Source organism: Burkholderia sp. HI4860 (assembly GCF_002223045.2).
GTDB lineage: Bacteria > Pseudomonadota > Gammaproteobacteria > Burkholderiales > Burkholderiaceae > Burkholderia.
The window spans coordinates 262,207-277,257 of record NZ_NKFO02000001.1 but is presented as its reverse complement, the minus strand read 5'-3'; the positions used below and the strand labels follow the sequence as shown (position 1 = coordinate 277,257).

The 15,051-nt window shown below is 68.8% G+C and carries 15 protein-coding genes; 4 read left to right on the top strand and 11 right to left on the bottom strand.

From position 1 onward, the window contains the following. Positions 1-12: 12 nt before the first annotated feature. The 7 genes from CFB34_RS01270 to CFB34_RS01240 all read right to left on the bottom strand — a co-directional run bounded on the left by CFB34_RS01270 (position 13) and on the right by CFB34_RS01240 (position 6,191). Positions 13-906 carry an acetylglutamate kinase gene (locus CFB34_RS01270; RefSeq protein WP_089443276.1) on the bottom strand — a complete coding sequence of 298 codons (894 nt, stop codon included), beginning with the start codon at positions 904-906 and terminating at the stop codon, positions 13-15. 72 nt (positions 907-978) lie between these two features. After that, on the bottom strand, positions 979-1,500 hold the full coding sequence (locus CFB34_RS01265; protein ID WP_089443275.1) for a PTS sugar transporter subunit IIA: 522 nt from the start codon (positions 1,498-1,500) through the stop codon (positions 979-981). A gap of 132 nt (positions 1,501-1,632) precedes the next feature. Then, the gene (locus CFB34_RS01260; RefSeq protein WP_242808534.1) at positions 1,633-1,851 is read right to left on the bottom strand and encodes a hypothetical protein; all 219 of its coding nucleotides are present in this window, start codon (positions 1,849-1,851) and stop codon (positions 1,633-1,635) included. 58 nt (positions 1,852-1,909) lie between these two features. After that, on the bottom strand, positions 1,910-2,281 hold the full coding sequence (locus CFB34_RS01255; RefSeq protein WP_039354345.1) for a DUF6697 family protein: 372 nt from the start codon (positions 2,279-2,281) through the stop codon (positions 1,910-1,912). A gap of 539 nt (positions 2,282-2,820) precedes the next feature. Beyond that, on the bottom strand, positions 2,821-4,461 hold the full coding sequence (gene groL / locus CFB34_RS01250) for a chaperonin GroEL (RefSeq protein ID WP_089443274.1): 1,641 nt from the start codon (positions 4,459-4,461) through the stop codon (positions 2,821-2,823). Positions 4,462-4,473: 12 nt separating this feature from the next. Then, entirely contained in the window at positions 4,474-4,764 is a 291-nt protein-coding gene (locus CFB34_RS01245; RefSeq protein ID WP_011694564.1) for a co-chaperone GroES, read from the bottom strand. Between the two features lie 143 nt (positions 4,765-4,907). Beyond that, positions 4,908-6,191 carry an alpha/beta fold hydrolase gene (locus CFB34_RS01240; protein WP_089443273.1) on the bottom strand — a complete coding sequence of 428 codons (1,284 nt, stop codon included), beginning with the start codon at positions 6,189-6,191 and terminating at the stop codon, positions 4,908-4,910. Positions 6,192-6,581: 390 nt separating this feature from the next. On the opposite strand from CFB34_RS01240, the gene CFB34_RS01235 reads away from it, so the two are divergent. Together CFB34_RS01235 and CFB34_RS01230 are read left to right on the top strand one after the other, a co-directional pair. Continuing rightward, positions 6,582-7,262, top strand: a complete 681-nt coding sequence (locus tag CFB34_RS01235; RefSeq protein WP_089443388.1) for a class II aldolase/adducin family protein — start codon at positions 6,582-6,584, stop codon at positions 7,260-7,262. A 120-nt stretch (positions 7,263-7,382) separates the two neighbouring features. Continuing rightward, positions 7,383-8,501 (top strand): sigma 54-interacting transcriptional regulator, encoded by a 1,119-nt coding sequence (locus CFB34_RS01230; protein WP_089443272.1) that lies wholly within the window; start codon positions 7,383-7,385, stop codon positions 8,499-8,501. On the opposite strand, the gene CFB34_RS01225 is transcribed toward CFB34_RS01230, so the two are convergent. From CFB34_RS01225 to CFB34_RS01210, 4 genes are read right to left on the bottom strand one after another with little or no spacing between them, the layout of a single operon-like run. Further along, on the bottom strand, positions 8,492-9,280 hold the full coding sequence (locus tag CFB34_RS01225; protein WP_089443271.1) for an ABC transporter permease: 789 nt from the start codon (positions 9,278-9,280) through the stop codon (positions 8,492-8,494). The two genes, CFB34_RS01230 and CFB34_RS01225, sit on opposite strands and share 10 nt — an antisense overlap. Before the next feature lie 16 nt (positions 9,281-9,296). Further along, on the bottom strand, positions 9,297-10,112 hold the full coding sequence (locus CFB34_RS01220; protein ID WP_089443270.1) for an ABC transporter permease: 816 nt from the start codon (positions 10,110-10,112) through the stop codon (positions 9,297-9,299). Continuing rightward, positions 10,112-11,218: a PhnD/SsuA/transferrin family substrate-binding protein gene (locus CFB34_RS01215; protein WP_089443269.1), complete on the bottom strand. Its 1,107-nt coding sequence runs from the start codon at positions 11,216-11,218 to the stop codon at positions 10,112-10,114. Before CFB34_RS01215 ends, CFB34_RS01220 begins: the two co-directional genes overlap by 1 nt. 31 nt (positions 11,219-11,249) lie before the next feature. Next, the gene (locus CFB34_RS01210) at positions 11,250-12,326 is read right to left on the bottom strand and encodes a nitrate ABC transporter substrate-binding protein (RefSeq protein WP_089443268.1); all 1,077 of its coding nucleotides are present in this window, start codon (positions 12,324-12,326) and stop codon (positions 11,250-11,252) included. 455 nt (positions 12,327-12,781) lie between these two features. Between CFB34_RS01210 and CFB34_RS01205 the strand changes: the two genes are divergently transcribed. Next, positions 12,782-13,954 (top strand): LLM class flavin-dependent oxidoreductase, encoded by a 1,173-nt coding sequence (locus CFB34_RS01205; protein WP_089443267.1) that lies wholly within the window; start codon positions 12,782-12,784, stop codon positions 13,952-13,954. Positions 13,955-14,004: 50 nt separating this feature from the next. Then, on the top strand, positions 14,005-15,051 hold the full coding sequence (locus CFB34_RS01200) for an ABC transporter substrate-binding protein (protein ID WP_039354360.1): 1,047 nt from the start codon (positions 14,005-14,007) through the stop codon (positions 15,049-15,051).

Sequence of the window (15,051 nt, the reverse complement as noted above, 5' to 3'; positions counted from 1 at the left end):
GCCACAAGAAAGTCAGAACCGCACGACCTGCTTCTGCTCGACGCTGAAGCCGTCGCGCAGCACGCTGGCCGAATCCGCGAAGTAGCGGCGGGTTTCCGACAGCAGGTCGGTGTTGCCGCGCCGGCAGAACACGACCCCCGATCCTTCTTCCGTCAACAGTTCGTCGATCAGCGATTCGGGTTGCCCGATATCGGCGAGATGGACGTTCTGCACGCCGTGCGCGAGCGCATCGAGCGCGTCCCGCACGCAGGGCGCCGCCGTGGCGGCCGGGTGCTCGGCGAGCCAGTGCTCGAGCTCTGTGATGCCGTACAGCCCCGCGAGTTCGCCGAGTTCGCGCAGCAGCGCGCCGTCGACCATCATCACCAGTGTGACGGCGCCCGTGCGCTGCGCGAAGAGGCTGCCGAGCCGTTCCGCGCGCAGCAGGTGATCGTGGCCTGCGTCGTCCGGGGCGACCGGCATCACGACGGGCACCAGCCCGTTCTCGAGAAACGCGTTCAGTGCGGTGCCGTCGAATCGTGCGACCGCGCTCGCGTCGGTGCGGTCGGCATCGGCGCTCGCCACCAGCAGGCCGCCGTCGTGGCCGTCGATGCCGATCGCCTTGGCGCCGTGACTGCCGATCAGGCGCACCAGTTCATGATTGACGCCCGCCATCGCCGCGTGAACGGCGTGGACCGATTGCGTGCCGGATGCGGCCGGCACGCCCTGGACGACGATCGGGCTAACGCCGGTGAGGGCGAGCAGCGCGACATCCTGCGCGAACGCCTGGCGGGCCCGCGCATCGCTCGCGGCGCCGCCATCGACGATGACGACGGTCTGCCCGTGCAGGGCCTGCATGAACGGCAGCGAGCGCGCCAGGCCGGCTACGCGGCGCGACGTCAGGGTGGGACTTTCAGGGTCTGGGAACATGGGAATCCGAATGGATGAATGGAGTGCGTGTTGCCGCACGGTGCGCGGCATCAATGAGGCATCAAGACGACATCAATACGTGCGTTGCATCAGCTGGTGAATCTCGTCGGGCGTCAGCGCGTCGCGCGATGCCTGCCGAAACGGGCGTTCGCTGAAACACCGCGCCGCGTCGGCGAGCAGTTCGAGGTGCGCGCGGTTGTCTTCCTGCGGCAGGACCAGCACGATGAATTCGCGCACGGGCTTGCGGTCCGGTGCGTTGAAGCTGAACGGATACTGCGCGCGGACGAACAGCGCGATGGCCGAGCGGAGACCGGCGACGCGTGCATGCGGAATCGCGACGCCCTGGCCGAGGCCGGTCGAGCCGAGTTGCTCGCGCTTCGTCAGTTCGGTCCTGATCCGCTCCGCGGATACGCCGCTGCTGCGCTCGATATAGCGCGCGACGAGGTCGAACAACTGGATCGCGCTTTCGACGGGTACGTCGAGCAGGATGTGGTCCGGCGGGCAGGCGTCGGCCAGCCGGGTCGCGAACGGTGTGCCGCCGCGTCGGTAGGGAAGGTCGGGTTGGCCGCCGGCGGCGGCCTGCTGCGTTTGCATGCGGATCTCTCCGTGTCGGGATGACAGGGAAATCCTAGACAAACCCGCGTAAAGACGGTGTTAGATACGAGCGGGCCCGACATTAAAATTGTGTATCGATTGCCGATGGAACCGGGCCCGAAACGTAGCGCTTCAGGTACCGGACAGCACGAACGGCAGCGTCGTCAGCAGAAACACCGAAATGCCGACGACCGGCGCGCCGAACGCGATCGCCGCGAACGCCACCGCGGCGCTGGTCAGCACGAGCGTTCTCGACACCCGTCGGTGCCGGTCGTGTGCAGCCGCCCTGTCATCGCGGATTGCACCGGTCCGCGCACCGATTACGTGTTTCCAGAACGTCAGGCCAAGCATGATGGCTCCTGTATGAAAGTTGACCGGGACCGGGCGCGCGATGCGCCCGTCAAGCGGGTCAGCAGCGCTTGAGCTTGAGCACGCGCGAGATCTGCCCGGGCGTGAAGCTGCTGTTGCGCACGTAAGGCGCGCAGTCGAGCGGTGCGGTGAGCGATTCGCTGACGACGTACTGGCCGACGAAGCGGTACGCGTCGGTGGCCATGCGGATGAACACCGGAATCGCATCGCGTTGCGCGGCGAGCGTCCTGCCGGCCGCCCGCGCGGACGCGCTGCCGTCGCAGAGGATCACGTCGGGGGCGTGCGGGTTGAGGTCCGTGCGCAGGCAGGCGGCCACGACCTTGCCGTTCTTCGTCGGCAGGAACGCCTGTTTGCTGCCGCCGCACGCGGTGTGGATGAATTCACGGGTGTACTGCTTGTCGATCTCGAACATGATCGGGCTCCGGTATCGGAAACTTACGTTGGTTAAATCAGGTATGCAAAGTAATCAGGCTGGATCGACTGCGGGATGCGCGGCATGCCAGTCGATCGTTGCCGGGGCGGCGGATCGATGGCGCGTCGTGAGGCGGGAATTTCCGCGCGCACACGCTTGCATCGCGCGATGCGCGGCTAACGCATCGACGTCGTGTTCAAGCGTGCACGGGAAGGACTACGGCGCGCACCGTCCGCCTGCGGGCAGGACGGTGGCTCGGGAACAGAGAGACGCAGGCGTCCTGCCGATCAGGCAGACAAGCAACTCGGAGGGCGAGGACTTCGGATGCGCATGGGCGTACTCGTGGATGGATCGATTGCGAACACATTCTAGTGAACGCATGCGCGGGCGCAAGTAAAAAGGTCGTAAAGGTTGTGTGGCTCGTGCGGCGTGGCGCACCAAGCAAAAAACGCGTGACGACTTTCGTCGCCACGCGCAATGGGAGTCTGCAAGGTCGCGCGCATGCCGGCGAACCGGCACACGGCACACGCGCGACACCGTCAGAAATCGAACCCCGGCCCACCCGCACCCGGGCCGCCCGGCGCTGCCGCCGGTGCTGCATCCTTCGGCGCTTCGAACACGGTCGCATCGGTCGTCAGCAACAGCCCCGCAACCGACGCCGCGTTCTGCAGCGCCGTGCGCGTGACCTTGGTCGGATCGAGCACGCCCGACTCGACGAGGTCGCCGTATTCACCGGTCTGCGCGTTGTACCCGAAGTTGCCCGAGCCTTCGGCCACCTTCGCGACGACGACGCTCGCTTCCTCGCCCGCGTTCGTGACGATCTGGCGCAGCGGTTCCTCGAGCGCGCGCAGCACGATCTTGATGCCCGCGTTCTGGTCGGCGTTCACGCCCTGCAGCTCGCGGATCGCCTGCCGCACGCGGATCAGCGCGACGCCGCCGCCCGGCACGATGCCTTCCTCGACGGCCGCGCGTGTCGCGTGCAGCGCGTCGTCGACGCGGTCCTTCTTCTCCTTCACTTCGATTTCGGTGGCCCCGCCGACCTTGATCACCGCGACACCGCCCGCCAGCTTCGCGACGCGTTCCTGCAGCTTTTCACGATCGTAGTCCGACGTCGCTTCGTCGATCTGCACGCGGATCTGCTTCACGCGCGCCTCGATGTTCTTCGCATCGCCCGCGCCGTCGATCACGGTCGTGTTTTCCTTGCCGACCTCGATGCGCTTTGCCTGGCCGAGTTCGGCGAGCGTCGCCTTCTCGAGCGTCAAGCCCGTTTCCTCGGCGATCACCTGCCCGCCGGTGAGGATCGCGATGTCCTCGAGCAGCGCCTTGCGGCGGTCGCCGAAGCCCGGCGCCTTCACGGCGACCGTCTTCAGGATCCCGCGGATGTTGTTCACGACCAGCGTCGCGAGCGCTTCGCCTTCGACATCTTCCGCAATGATCAGCAGCGGCCGGCCCGACTTCGCGACCTGTTCGAGCACCGGCAGCAGGTCGCGGATGTTCGAGATCTTCTTGTCGTGCAGCAGGATGTACGGGCTTTCGATCTCGGCGATCTGCTTGTCCGGGTTGTTGATGAAGTACGGCGACAGGTAACCGCGATCGAACTGCAGCCCTTCGACCACGTCGAGCTCGTCCGCGAGCGACTTGCCGTCCTCGACGGTGATCACGCCTTCCTTGCCGACGCGGTCGATCGCTTCCGCGATGCGCTGGCCGATCGATTCCTCGCCGTTCGCGGAGATCGTCGCGACCTGCGCGATTTCCTTGCTCGTGGTGGTCGGCCGGCTGATCTTCTTCAGCTCGTCGACGGCCGCCGAGACGGCCTTGTCGATGCCGCGCTTCAGGTCGAGCGGGTTGAGCCCGGCCGCGACGTATTTCTGGCCTTCACGAACGATCGCCTGCGCGAGCACGGTGGCCGTCGTGGTGCCGTCGCCGGCGGCGTCGCTGGTGCGCGACGCGACTTCCTTCACGAGCTGCGCGCCGATGTTCTGCAGCTTGTCCGCGAGTTCGATTTCCTTCGCGACCGACACGCCGTCCTTCGTGACGACCGGCGCGCCGAAGCTGCGTTCGAGCACGACGTTGCGGCCCTTCGGCCCGAGCGTGACCTTCACCGCGTTCGCGAGAATGTTCACGCCTTCCGTCAGCTTGGCCCGTGCGACGTCGCTGAAAATGATTTCCTTCGCTGCCATGATTGCGCTCCGTTATTGATTGACGACCGCGACGATGTCTTCTTCGCGCAGCACGAGAAACTCGTTGCCGTCCACCTTGACGGCTTGCCCCGCGTACTTGCCGAACAGCACGCGCTCGCCAACCTGCAGGTCGGGCACGATGCGCTGGCCGTCCGTATCCTTGCGGCCGGGGCCGACGGCGATCACTTCACCCTGGTCGGGCTTTTCCGCCGCGCTGTCGGGGATCACGATGCCCGATGCGGTGGTGGTTTCCTGGTCGAGTCGTTTCACGATCACGCGGTCGTGCAAGGGGCGTAGGCTCATTGGTTCGTCCTGTGCTGATCTGTTGAGATGGGCTGGCACTCTTTAACAGAGAGTGCTGACGAGTATAAAAATGCGCGGCGGCGCAATCCAATAACGGATTCCGAAATGCATTCGCGCCGCCGTGCAAAAGCGCGTCGCCGCCGCTATTGCGATACGGCCGGCTGGGCGGCGGGCGTGCAGACCGGGCGGATCGTCTCGCCGGCGAGCACGCGCTTCACGAACGGAATCGAATCGGCGAGCGACGCGTTCACGGTGCCGTTGTGTTCGCGGCCCGCATACAGGTGCGCCTCGACCGTCGTGCCGGCCGCGCACGCATCCTTCGCGAGCGCGAGTTCGAGCGGCGCGAGCCCGTCGTCCGCGCCCGCGCCGATGAAGACGGGCGTGGCAATCTTCAGCGTCGGGTATTTCAGGTATTCGTCCCACCATGCCTTCAGCCGTGCATCGCCGCCGGGCTTGACGGTGTTCGCGTGCGTGAGGTGCGCCAGCGCCGCGTCGTCCTCGAGCGACGCCAGGCAACTGATGCGCGCCTGTTCGAGGATCGGCAATGCCTGGTCGGTCAGCACCTCGTCCGCGCGCAGCGACGGGTCGATCTGCTGCGCGGAGAGCACCGAATAGAACTGGTACGCGAGCGTCGGATCGACGCGCTCGGGATCGCGCCGGTACGCGCTCTCGAACTTCGGCAGCGACGCGAGCGTGGCGGGCGACGCGTTGTAGATCGTGCCGGTGGCGACGGTCGCGCGGATCGCGAGTTCGGGCGCATAGGCCGGTGCGTAGCCGGCCGCCGCGAACACGGCCGAGCCGCCCTGCGACTGGCCGACGAGCACGACCTCGTTCGCGAGGCCCGGCACGCCGCCGAGCACCGCGCGCACGCTGTCGAGCAGCGTGTAGCTGTTCGAACGGTTGTTGAGCTGCGGATTCGGGCCGGGCGTGCCGAGCCCCTGGTAGTCGGTCGCGACGACCGCGAACCCTTGCTGAAGCCACGCGTTCAGGTAGCGCACGTCGCGATACGAGCGGCCGAACCACGACGGCGCGCAGATGTCGGCCATCCCGAACGTGCCGTGCGCCCACGCGACGATCGGCCAGCCGCCGGCCGGCGGCGTGCCGCGCGGCACGAACAGCGCACCCGACACGGCGATCGGCGTGCGGCCGCCGACGCCATCGGTCGATGCATAGAGGATGCGCAGCTGGCGGCCGGCGCTCGCGAGCCCGAGCGTCGCCGGCAGCGGCTCGGTGCGCAGCAGCACGCCGGGCGTCGCCGGAATGTCGCGGTCCCATGTGTAGAACGCGGACACGCGGCCGTCGCCTTGCAGCGGATCGGGCGCAGGCACGCGGCCGGGGGACGCCGCATGCGAGAGGAGAGACGAGACGGCGAGCGCCGAAGCGAGCAGCGTGCGCGCGGCGTAGCCGTGCAGGGAGAGGAGCGTCATGGTCGGATGGGTATCGGTGAAGTCGGATCGGGCGCGCCGGACAGCGCGCGGCGCGGGCCGACCACGACGCAAGTTTCGAACCAGCGCAGCCGTAGGGCGCGTGGCGCGAGGCACGACGGGCCGCTGCGCCGTACGGCGAGCCGCGCACGCGTTCAGCGGCTGCGCGTCGCGCAACAATCCGGGCCGGCAGGCTGTTGCTCCCGCAACAGAGGCGCACGCGGGGATCGCGTGACGCGCGTCGTGCAACAGGCGCACACGCACCGTGGCACGGGCCTTCGGCGCATGCCTGACCGGCTGGCACGATTGCTGCTGATCCGGTGGCCGTGCGTCGCGGTGTCACGACATCGCGATGCGAGCCCATCCGTCCATCCGATCAAGGAAACCGTCCTCATGCCAGTCACCTCAACCATCGACAGCGGCGAACTCGTGGCATTCGTCGAGCGCGCCACGCGCGAATTCACGCAGGCCGAGCGCGTGCTGAAGGACACGCGCACGCTGTCCGCGACCAACACGTTCCAGGCGTTCCAGCGCGTGCCGGGCACGGAACTCATCGTCGCGCTGTCGGCGCCGAGCCCGTGGGCCGCGTCGCAGGAGATCCAGCCCGTCGTCGTGACGTTCGACGGCGACGTGCTGCACGGCGACGCGCGCGCGGGCGGCAACGGGCCGCGCTATGCGGACGTGTTCCGCGAGGTGCCGGAAGTCGGCGTCGTGATCCACGTGCACGGCCCGTACCTCGGCGCGTGGGCGAGCGCGCATCGCCCGCTGCCGATCCGCTATGCGCCGGCCGCGCGCTACACGCGGGCTCGCGAGATTCCGGTGTACGTCGATCGTCGCCCCGGCGAGCCGCGCTTCATCGTCGACACGATCCGCCGCGACCCCGAGGTGCCGGCGATCATCGAGGCGAACGGCGGCGCGACGTTCTGGGGTAAATCGATCCTCGACGTGTCGAAGTACATCCTGATCCTCGAAGAAGCCGCGTATTTCCAGGCGCTCGCGGAACCGCTCGGCGGCTCGCTCGAATTCGGGCCGGGTGCGCTCGAGCAGCAATGGAAGATGACCGGCCTCGCGTGACGCCGCACGGCGGCCGGCGCAATCCGGCCGCCGTCATACCGATAGCTCGATGAATTGGTTCGTGGCCGGCGCGCGCCTTGCTATCGTCGAACCTTCCCCGTTCAACACGCCGGTCGTGCCATGGCCATCTTCAGCTTGCCGGACCCGACTTCGCATGCAATCACGATTCGTGCGAAGGCGCTGACGTTCGACGATCCCAAATCGCGGGTGCTGCTCGAGCGCATCCAGCTCGTCGCGCCCAGCGACGCGACCGTGCTCGTCACCGGCGAGAGCGGCACCGGCAAGGAGCTGATCGCGCGCCTCGTGCATTCGCTGAGCGAGCGCCACGACGGCCCGTTCGTCGCGGTCAACTGCGGCGCTTTCTCCGAGACGCTGATCGAGAGCGAGCTGTTCGGCCACGAGCGCGGCGCGTTCACCGGCGCGATCAACAGCCAGCCCGGCTGGTTCGAATCCGCGAATCGCGGCACGCTGTTTCTCGACGAGGTGGGCGACCTGCCGCTGTCCGCGCAGGTGAAGCTGCTGCGCGTGCTGCAGGAGCGCGAAGTGACGCCGGTCGGCTCGCGCAAGACCGTGAAGATCGACGTGCGGCTCGTCGCGGCCACCAACGTGAATCTCGAAGCCGCGGTGCGCGCGGGCAATTTCCGCGAGGATCTGTACTACCGGCTCAACGTCGTGAAGCTGAGCCTGTTGCCGCTGCGCGAGCGGCCCGGCGACATCGCGCCGCTCATCGAGCACTTCATCGACACCTACGCGAAGCGGCTGCGCGTGGCCGCGCCGACGCTGACGGACGCCGCGCGCGCCCGGCTGCATGCGCACGCATGGCCCGGCAACATCCGCGAACTCGAGAACGTGATCCACCACGCGGTGCTGATCTGCGCGGGCGGTGCGATCGACGTGGGCGACCTGCAGTTTTCCGCGCTGTCGCTGGCGCCCGATGCCGGCGACCCGCGCGCCGCTGCGGCGGCGCCGCCGCGCCGCGCACGTGACGTGGCCGAGGCCACCGATGCGCTGCGCCACGCGGTGATCGAGCTGCTGGATCTTGGCACGCCGGCGCTGTGGCAGCACATCGAGGACACCGTCTACCGCAGCGTGTTCGACTACAGCGACCACAACCAGCTGCGCATGTCGCGCCTGCTCGACCAGTCGCGCAACATCGTGCGCGCGCGGCTCGCGCAGCTCGGTATCCTGAAGCCGCGCGACGCGAGCGACGCCGACGCGCGGCTGCGCCGTCAGGCGTGATCGCGCCAGCGCAGCGCGCGCTGCGCGATCCGCTCGCATAGCGCACTCATGCCGACGGCGAGCGCCGTCACCCCCAGTACGCAGACCAGCAATACGTCAGCGCGCGCGCCGGCCTGCGCGTTCTGCATCAGGCTGCCGACCCCCGCGCCCGCGTTGAACAGCAGCTCGCTGCTGGTCGCGGTGATCCACGCGAACGGCACGGCCTGCAACACGCCCGCGAACAGGTCGGGCAGCGCGCCCGGAATCAGCACGTCGCGCCACAGGCCGATGCGCGTCAGGCGATACGACTGCGCGAGTTCGACATAGCGCGGATCGACGCGGCGCAGCCCGTCGAAGCTGGCGGTGGTCATCGGGTAGAACGCGGCGAGCGCGATGATGAACACCTTCGCGAATTCACCGGTGCCGGCCCACAGGCTCAGCAGCGGGATCAGTCCGAGCACCGGCACGTAGCGCAGCGCCTGGAACGCCGGCTCGCCGAGCTTGCGCGCAAGTGTCGAGCGCGCCATCGCCGCGCCGAACACGAGCCCGAACGCGACACCCGTCAGGAGGCCGACTGTCGTGCGGCGCAGGCTCGCACCGAGATCGGTCGCGAGTTCGCCGCTGCGTGCGAGTTCGACGAGCGCGGCGCCCACCTGCTGCAACGGCACGAACGCGTATTGATGGGCCGCGTCGCCGGACGACGCATATTGCCACGCGGCGACCAGCAGGGCCGGCACGACGAGGCCGCGCGCACGACGGCGCAGCACGGCGAACGAGAATGGGGTGATGGCGACGGTCATTCGGATACCTGTTCGTTCAGCGCGCGGGCGTCTGCCAGCGCAATGCGTAGCGTTGCACGAGTGCGATCGACCGGTCGATCGCGAAGCCGATCAGCCCGATCACCGCGACGTCGATGAGCACGACGTCGAGGCGCAGCATCTGCCGCGCCAGCTCCATCATCTGGCCGATCCCGCTGTCGGCGCTGAGCAGCTCGACCGCGACGAGCGCGAGCCACGCGCGCGCGAGCGCGATGCGCACGCCGGTGAGCATTGGCGGCAACGCGGCCGGCAGCAGCACGTCGCGCAGCAGCGCGAAGCGGCCGAGCCCGTAGTGCCGCGCCATCTCGACGAGGTCGCGCGGCGCGTCGTGCACGCCCGTATACGCGGCCAGCGCGACCGGAAAGAACACGGCCTTGCCGACGACGACGAGCTTCAGCGGCTCGTCGACGCCGATCAGCAGGATCAGCAGCGGAATCAGCGTGAGCGTCGGCACCTGCCGCAGCAGGTCGAACGTCGGCCGCAGGTAGTCGGCGAACAGCCGGCTGCGCGCGAGCAGGATGCCGAACGCGGCACCGCCGGTCGCGCCGATCACGAAACCGAGCGCGAGGCGATGCAGCGTGATCAGCAGGTTGTCGCGCAGTTCGCCGGTGTCGAGCAGCGTGCGCAGCGTTGCCGCGAGCCGATCCGGCGGCACGACGAGCTGCGGCGGAAACCAGCGCTGCGCGCTCGCGAGCCACCACAGTGCGACGAACGCGACGGGTGTGGCCCACCACAGCGCGAGTCCGCCAAGCCGGGCAATCCCGGGCAGGCGCAGCGCCCGTGTGCCGTTCGACGCGAGGGCTTGCATCGGCATCAGCGGCTCGCGACGCGTGCCGCGTCGGCGCGCCAGTAGCCGTCGAGCCCGAGCTGCTTGAGCGCGGTCGACACGAACGTCGGTGCGAGCAGCGCGTTCACGTCGACCGGCGTGGACGTCAGGCCGGCCTGGCGGCTGTACGCGATGACGTCGCGGTAGTGGCCGGTCAGCGCGGGCGTGAAGAGCGGCGTCCATTGATCCTTCCACGGTGTCGCCTCATCCGCGTATTCGCGGCGCACGACGCTTTCAGGCTGGCCGGACGCGCTCAGGATCTTCACGTACGCGTCGCGGTTCTGCGGCTGCGAGATCCAGTGCGCGGCGCGCACGTAGGCCGTCGCGACGAGCTGCGTGATATCCGGGTAGCGCCGCACGAAATCGTCGGACGCCCACAGTTCCGCGCGCATTTTCCAGTCGTCGGGCGCGGTCTTGGTCGACCAGATGATCTTGCCGACGTTCTTGTCGACGAGCGAATACGCGTCGGACAGCGTGAAGAAGCCGTCGACGCGTCCGGCCGCGACGGCGGCCGCGCCGGCCTGCGGGTCGAGGTTGTAGATCTTGAAGTCGGACAGCTTCAGCCCGTTCTCGGCGAGCAGCTTGCTGAACGTGACTTCCCACGGCCGGCCGCGATTGAGCGCGATGCGCTTGCCTTTCAGGTCGACGATCGATTTCGCGGTCGAGCCGGCCGGCACGACGAGATAGGTGTTGCTGCCGACACCGCCCGGCACGATCAGGCGCGTATGGGTGCCCGACGCGTTGACGACGACCGACGGCAGGTCGCCGTAGCCGGCGAAATCGATGCTGCCGTTCGTGAACGCTTCGTTCACGAGCGTGCCGACCGCCGCGGTCGACACCGGCACCCATTGCAGCTTCACGTGCCGCGCGGCAAGCGCCTTCTCGAGCGACTTGTCGGCGTCGATCAGTGCCGACGCGCCCGCGTACTGCGTCTTGCCGCCGCTCGAATAGGCGACGACGGCGATCCGCACGACCTTGGGCGCGTCGTCCGCATGCGCGGCCGGTGCGGCGAGCGATGCCGCGACGAACGGCAGCGCGGCGAACAGCGCATGCAGCGGGCGGCGCAGCGCGGCGAGGGAGAGCGTGTGTTTCATGATGGTCCCGAACGGTAGGCGGAAAAGGGGCTCACGCGCGCTTCTGCAGCGATGGCCGCAGCACGTCGGCGAGCGGGCGCGGGTCGATCCAGTCGGCGACGTCGAAGTCGGCCTCCAGAAAACCGTGGTCGTGCACGAACGTCTTGAAGTCGTCGAGCGCGGCGACCGATTCGTCGTCGAGATTGACGCCGAGATGGCGGTGCAGCTGGTTGCCGTACGCGGCGCGGACCCAGTCGATCGACGACGCGGTTTCGCCGGCCACGTAGAGCGCGGTTTCGTCGGGATGCGTGCCGGCCCAGTCGCCGGCCGCGACCACGAGCTTCAGGAAACCGGCGACGATGTCCGGATGATTCGCGAGCACGTCCGCGTTGACGGTCAGCGGGCGCGGCGTGCCGTTGTTGTTGCGGATCGCGCGCTCCGGATGAAAGCCGATGTCGATCACGACGTGCGCGCCGATCAGCTGCGCGATCTCGAGGCCGGTCGAGCCCTTCACGTAGATCGCGTCGACCTCGCCGCGCAGCAGCGCGCCGGCTTCGGCCGCGTACAGCGCGCGGCTCGAGAAACCGTGCGGCGACGCGAACAGGTCCGCCGCGCGCGCCGGCCCGACGGCCTGCAGCGTGCGGGCCCGCACGTCGACGAGTTCGACGTCGCGCGTGGTCAGCCCGTCGAGGCTCAGCGCGTTGACGAAGCCGCGCAGCGCCGACGCGCGAAAGATGTCGATGCGGTCGTCGGGGCGGCTCGGGATCGCGATGCGGCGCCCGCGCAGAGCCTTCACCGAGCGGATGCCCGACTCGGGCCGCGCGAGGATCAACTGCGATTCGTCGACCCACGACAGCCCGATCACGCGCGTGTTCGCGCCGTTCGAGCGCGCCCACATCGCGGGGATGCTGCCGCCCTGGCGGAACGATTGCGCGAGCGTGTGATCGCTGATCGACGACACGTCGTGCCGCGTGGCGCCGCGCGGCGAGCGGATCGCGACACCGTCGGCCGACGTCTCGCCGTTGAGCCAGCCGAGATGCACGGCGATGCCGAGCGGGGTCGGCACGGGCGACCGGGCGTACCAGAACGTCTGTTGCTTGTCCGATGACGAATCGGGCCTGTCTGTCATGGGTGAGATTCCCTCTCTGCGTAAGCATGGTTGAAGCCCGGTCGTGCGCGGTGTCGGTGTCGCACGCGCGGGCCGGTCAACGTTGCAAGTTCCGGGCCAGTGAGCGGAAACGGCGCGGCCGCACGCGGTGCGGGCATCGCGCGGGACGGGCGGTGCGCGTACCGATGCAGCGCCTGTTGCGCCAGCAACAGTCGCGTCGGCCGCTGTTGCGCGCGCAGCAGCAGTGGGGATGGTGCAACAGCGCGATACGTGCATGCCGTGACGGCATGGGCAACCGCGAGCAGGTGCGATCCGATTGCCGCTGATGCCCGGTGTGCAAGGCACTGCGCAGGTTCGCCGGCAGCCGTGCAGCTGCGGTGGCGAGCGCGTTGGCACACCGCGTGCTTTACAGCGCAGCACTCGCGCGGCACGCCGATGCCGCACGCAATCCGAATGGCCCGACCAGGAGAACTCCGATGGCTGTTGAATTTCTGTGGCGCCTGCCGATGCATGGCGACGGCCGGCGCGCACACGACCTGCATACGCGCGGCGAATGGAATCGCCAGCGCGCCTCGCGCGTCGCGCCGAAAGTCGACGACGACGATTTCGGCTACATCGACTATCTGTCGCAGGTCGCGCGCGCGGCCGATATCGCCGGCTTCCACGGCGCGCTGATTCCGATCTTTCGCTTCACCGAGGAACCGTGGGTCGTGGCGGCCGCGCTGGCGCGCGAGACGCGCCGGCTGCGGCTCCTGATCGCGCTGCAGCCGCATTTCGTGCATCCGGTCTATGCGGCGCAGATGGCCGCGAGCCTGCAGCGGATCAGCCGTGGCCGCGTCGAGTGGAACGTCGTCACGGGCGGCGGCGGCCCCGACCAGCGTGCCTACGGCGACTTCATCGATCACGACAGCCGCTATGCGCGCACCGACGAATTCCTCGATGTCGTGAAGGGCGTCGCGGCCGGCGCGCCGTTCACGTTCGACGGCCGCTTCTACCGCGTCGAAGCCGGCGGCCTGCTGCCGCCGCTGAGCGGCCAGAAGCCGCCGCGCATCTACCTGGCCGGCGCGAGCGACGCCGCGCTCGCGGTCGCCGCGAAGCACGGCGACGTGCACCTGAGCTGGGGCGAGCCGCTCGCGAAACAGAAGGAGGTGATCGATGCGGCGCGCCGCGCGCTCGACCGCCAGAACGCCGAGCGCGACCTGCGCTTCGGCATGCGCATCGACATCCTGGCGCGCGAGACCGAGGAGCAGGCGTGGGCCGAGTTGCGGCAGATGTTCGCGACGGTGGGCGACGCGACGCGCGGCGGCTTCGGCGGGCGCGGCGAATCGTCGGAGTCGGTCGGCGCGAAGCGCCAGTTCGCGCTGCACCAGGGCCACACGCAACACTTCGACGACCTGATCGTCGGCCCGAACCTGTGGGCGGGGATGTCGCAGATTCGCGGCGGCCCCGGCTGCGTGATCGTCGGCAGCCACGAGCAGGTGGCCGAGCGGCTCGCGGAATACGTCGACATCGGCGTGTCGACGTTCATTCTCGCGAGCAATCCGCATCTCGAGGAGGCGTACCGCGTGGGCGAGGAAGTGCTGCCGCTCGTCGACGGCGCGCTGAACGCGCGCGGCACGCAGGCGGCGCTGCGCGTGGCCGGCGCATGAACGCGACGGCATTGCCGCGCCATCCAACGACATCGACAAGGACATTCACCATGACGACACTCGCTGCGCAGGCCACGGCTTGCGACGCACTCTGGTACACGCGCTGCCCGGTGCCGACCGCGCTCGGCATCGCCGTGCATCGCGGCTGGTTCGACGAGGAGTTCGGGCCGGACGGCATCACGCTGAATTCGCTGCAGGAGACGGCGGACGCCGGCAAGCGCGAATCGCATTTCGATCACAGCCTGCCGCACTCGTTCCGGCAGGGCGGCAACATTCCGGCGCTGTGGGCGCGGGCACGCGGCGCCGATACGCGCGTGATCGGCCTGTCGTGGACCAACGAATTCCAGGCGATCGTCACGCTGCCCGATCGCGGCATTCGCTCGGTGCGCGATCTGCGCGGCCGGCGGCTCGGGTTGCCGCGCCATCCGATCAGCATCGACTTCTGGCGGGCGGCCGCGCTGAAAGGCTTCCTGAGCGCGCTCGAGCTGGAAGGGCTCGGGCACGGCGACGCCGAATGGGTCGACCTGCCCGACGAACGCGAACGTCGCACCGGCCCGGCGTCGTTCACGCGCGGCCCGCACGAGTACGGGATCGAGATCGCGGCGCTCGTACGCGGCGAGGTCGACGCGGTGTTCGTGAAAGGCGTCGAAGGGCTCGAGACCGTGCATCTGATCGACGCGCAGGTCGTCATCGATCTCGGCGCGCACCCCGATCCGCTCGTGCGGATCGGCAACGGCACGCCGCGCACGCTGACCGTCGACCGCGCGCTGATCGACGCGCGCCCCGATCTCGTGAGCCGCTTCCTGTCGGTGGTGGTGGGGGCGGGCGACTGGGCCGCGCGCCATCCGGCGGAGACGGTTGCGTATATCGGCCGCGAGACGCGGGCATCCGACGAGTGGGTGCGCTATGCGTACGGCGCGGACGTGCACCGCCATCTGGAGACGGGGCTCGCGCAGACGTCGATCGACGGGCTGGTCGCGTTCAAGGATTTCCTCGTCGAATGGGGCTTTCTCGAACAGGATTTCGATGCGCGCGCGTGGATCGACCCGGCGCCGTTCACGCGCATCGACCGGCAACGCCATGCGTGGGTCGCGTAG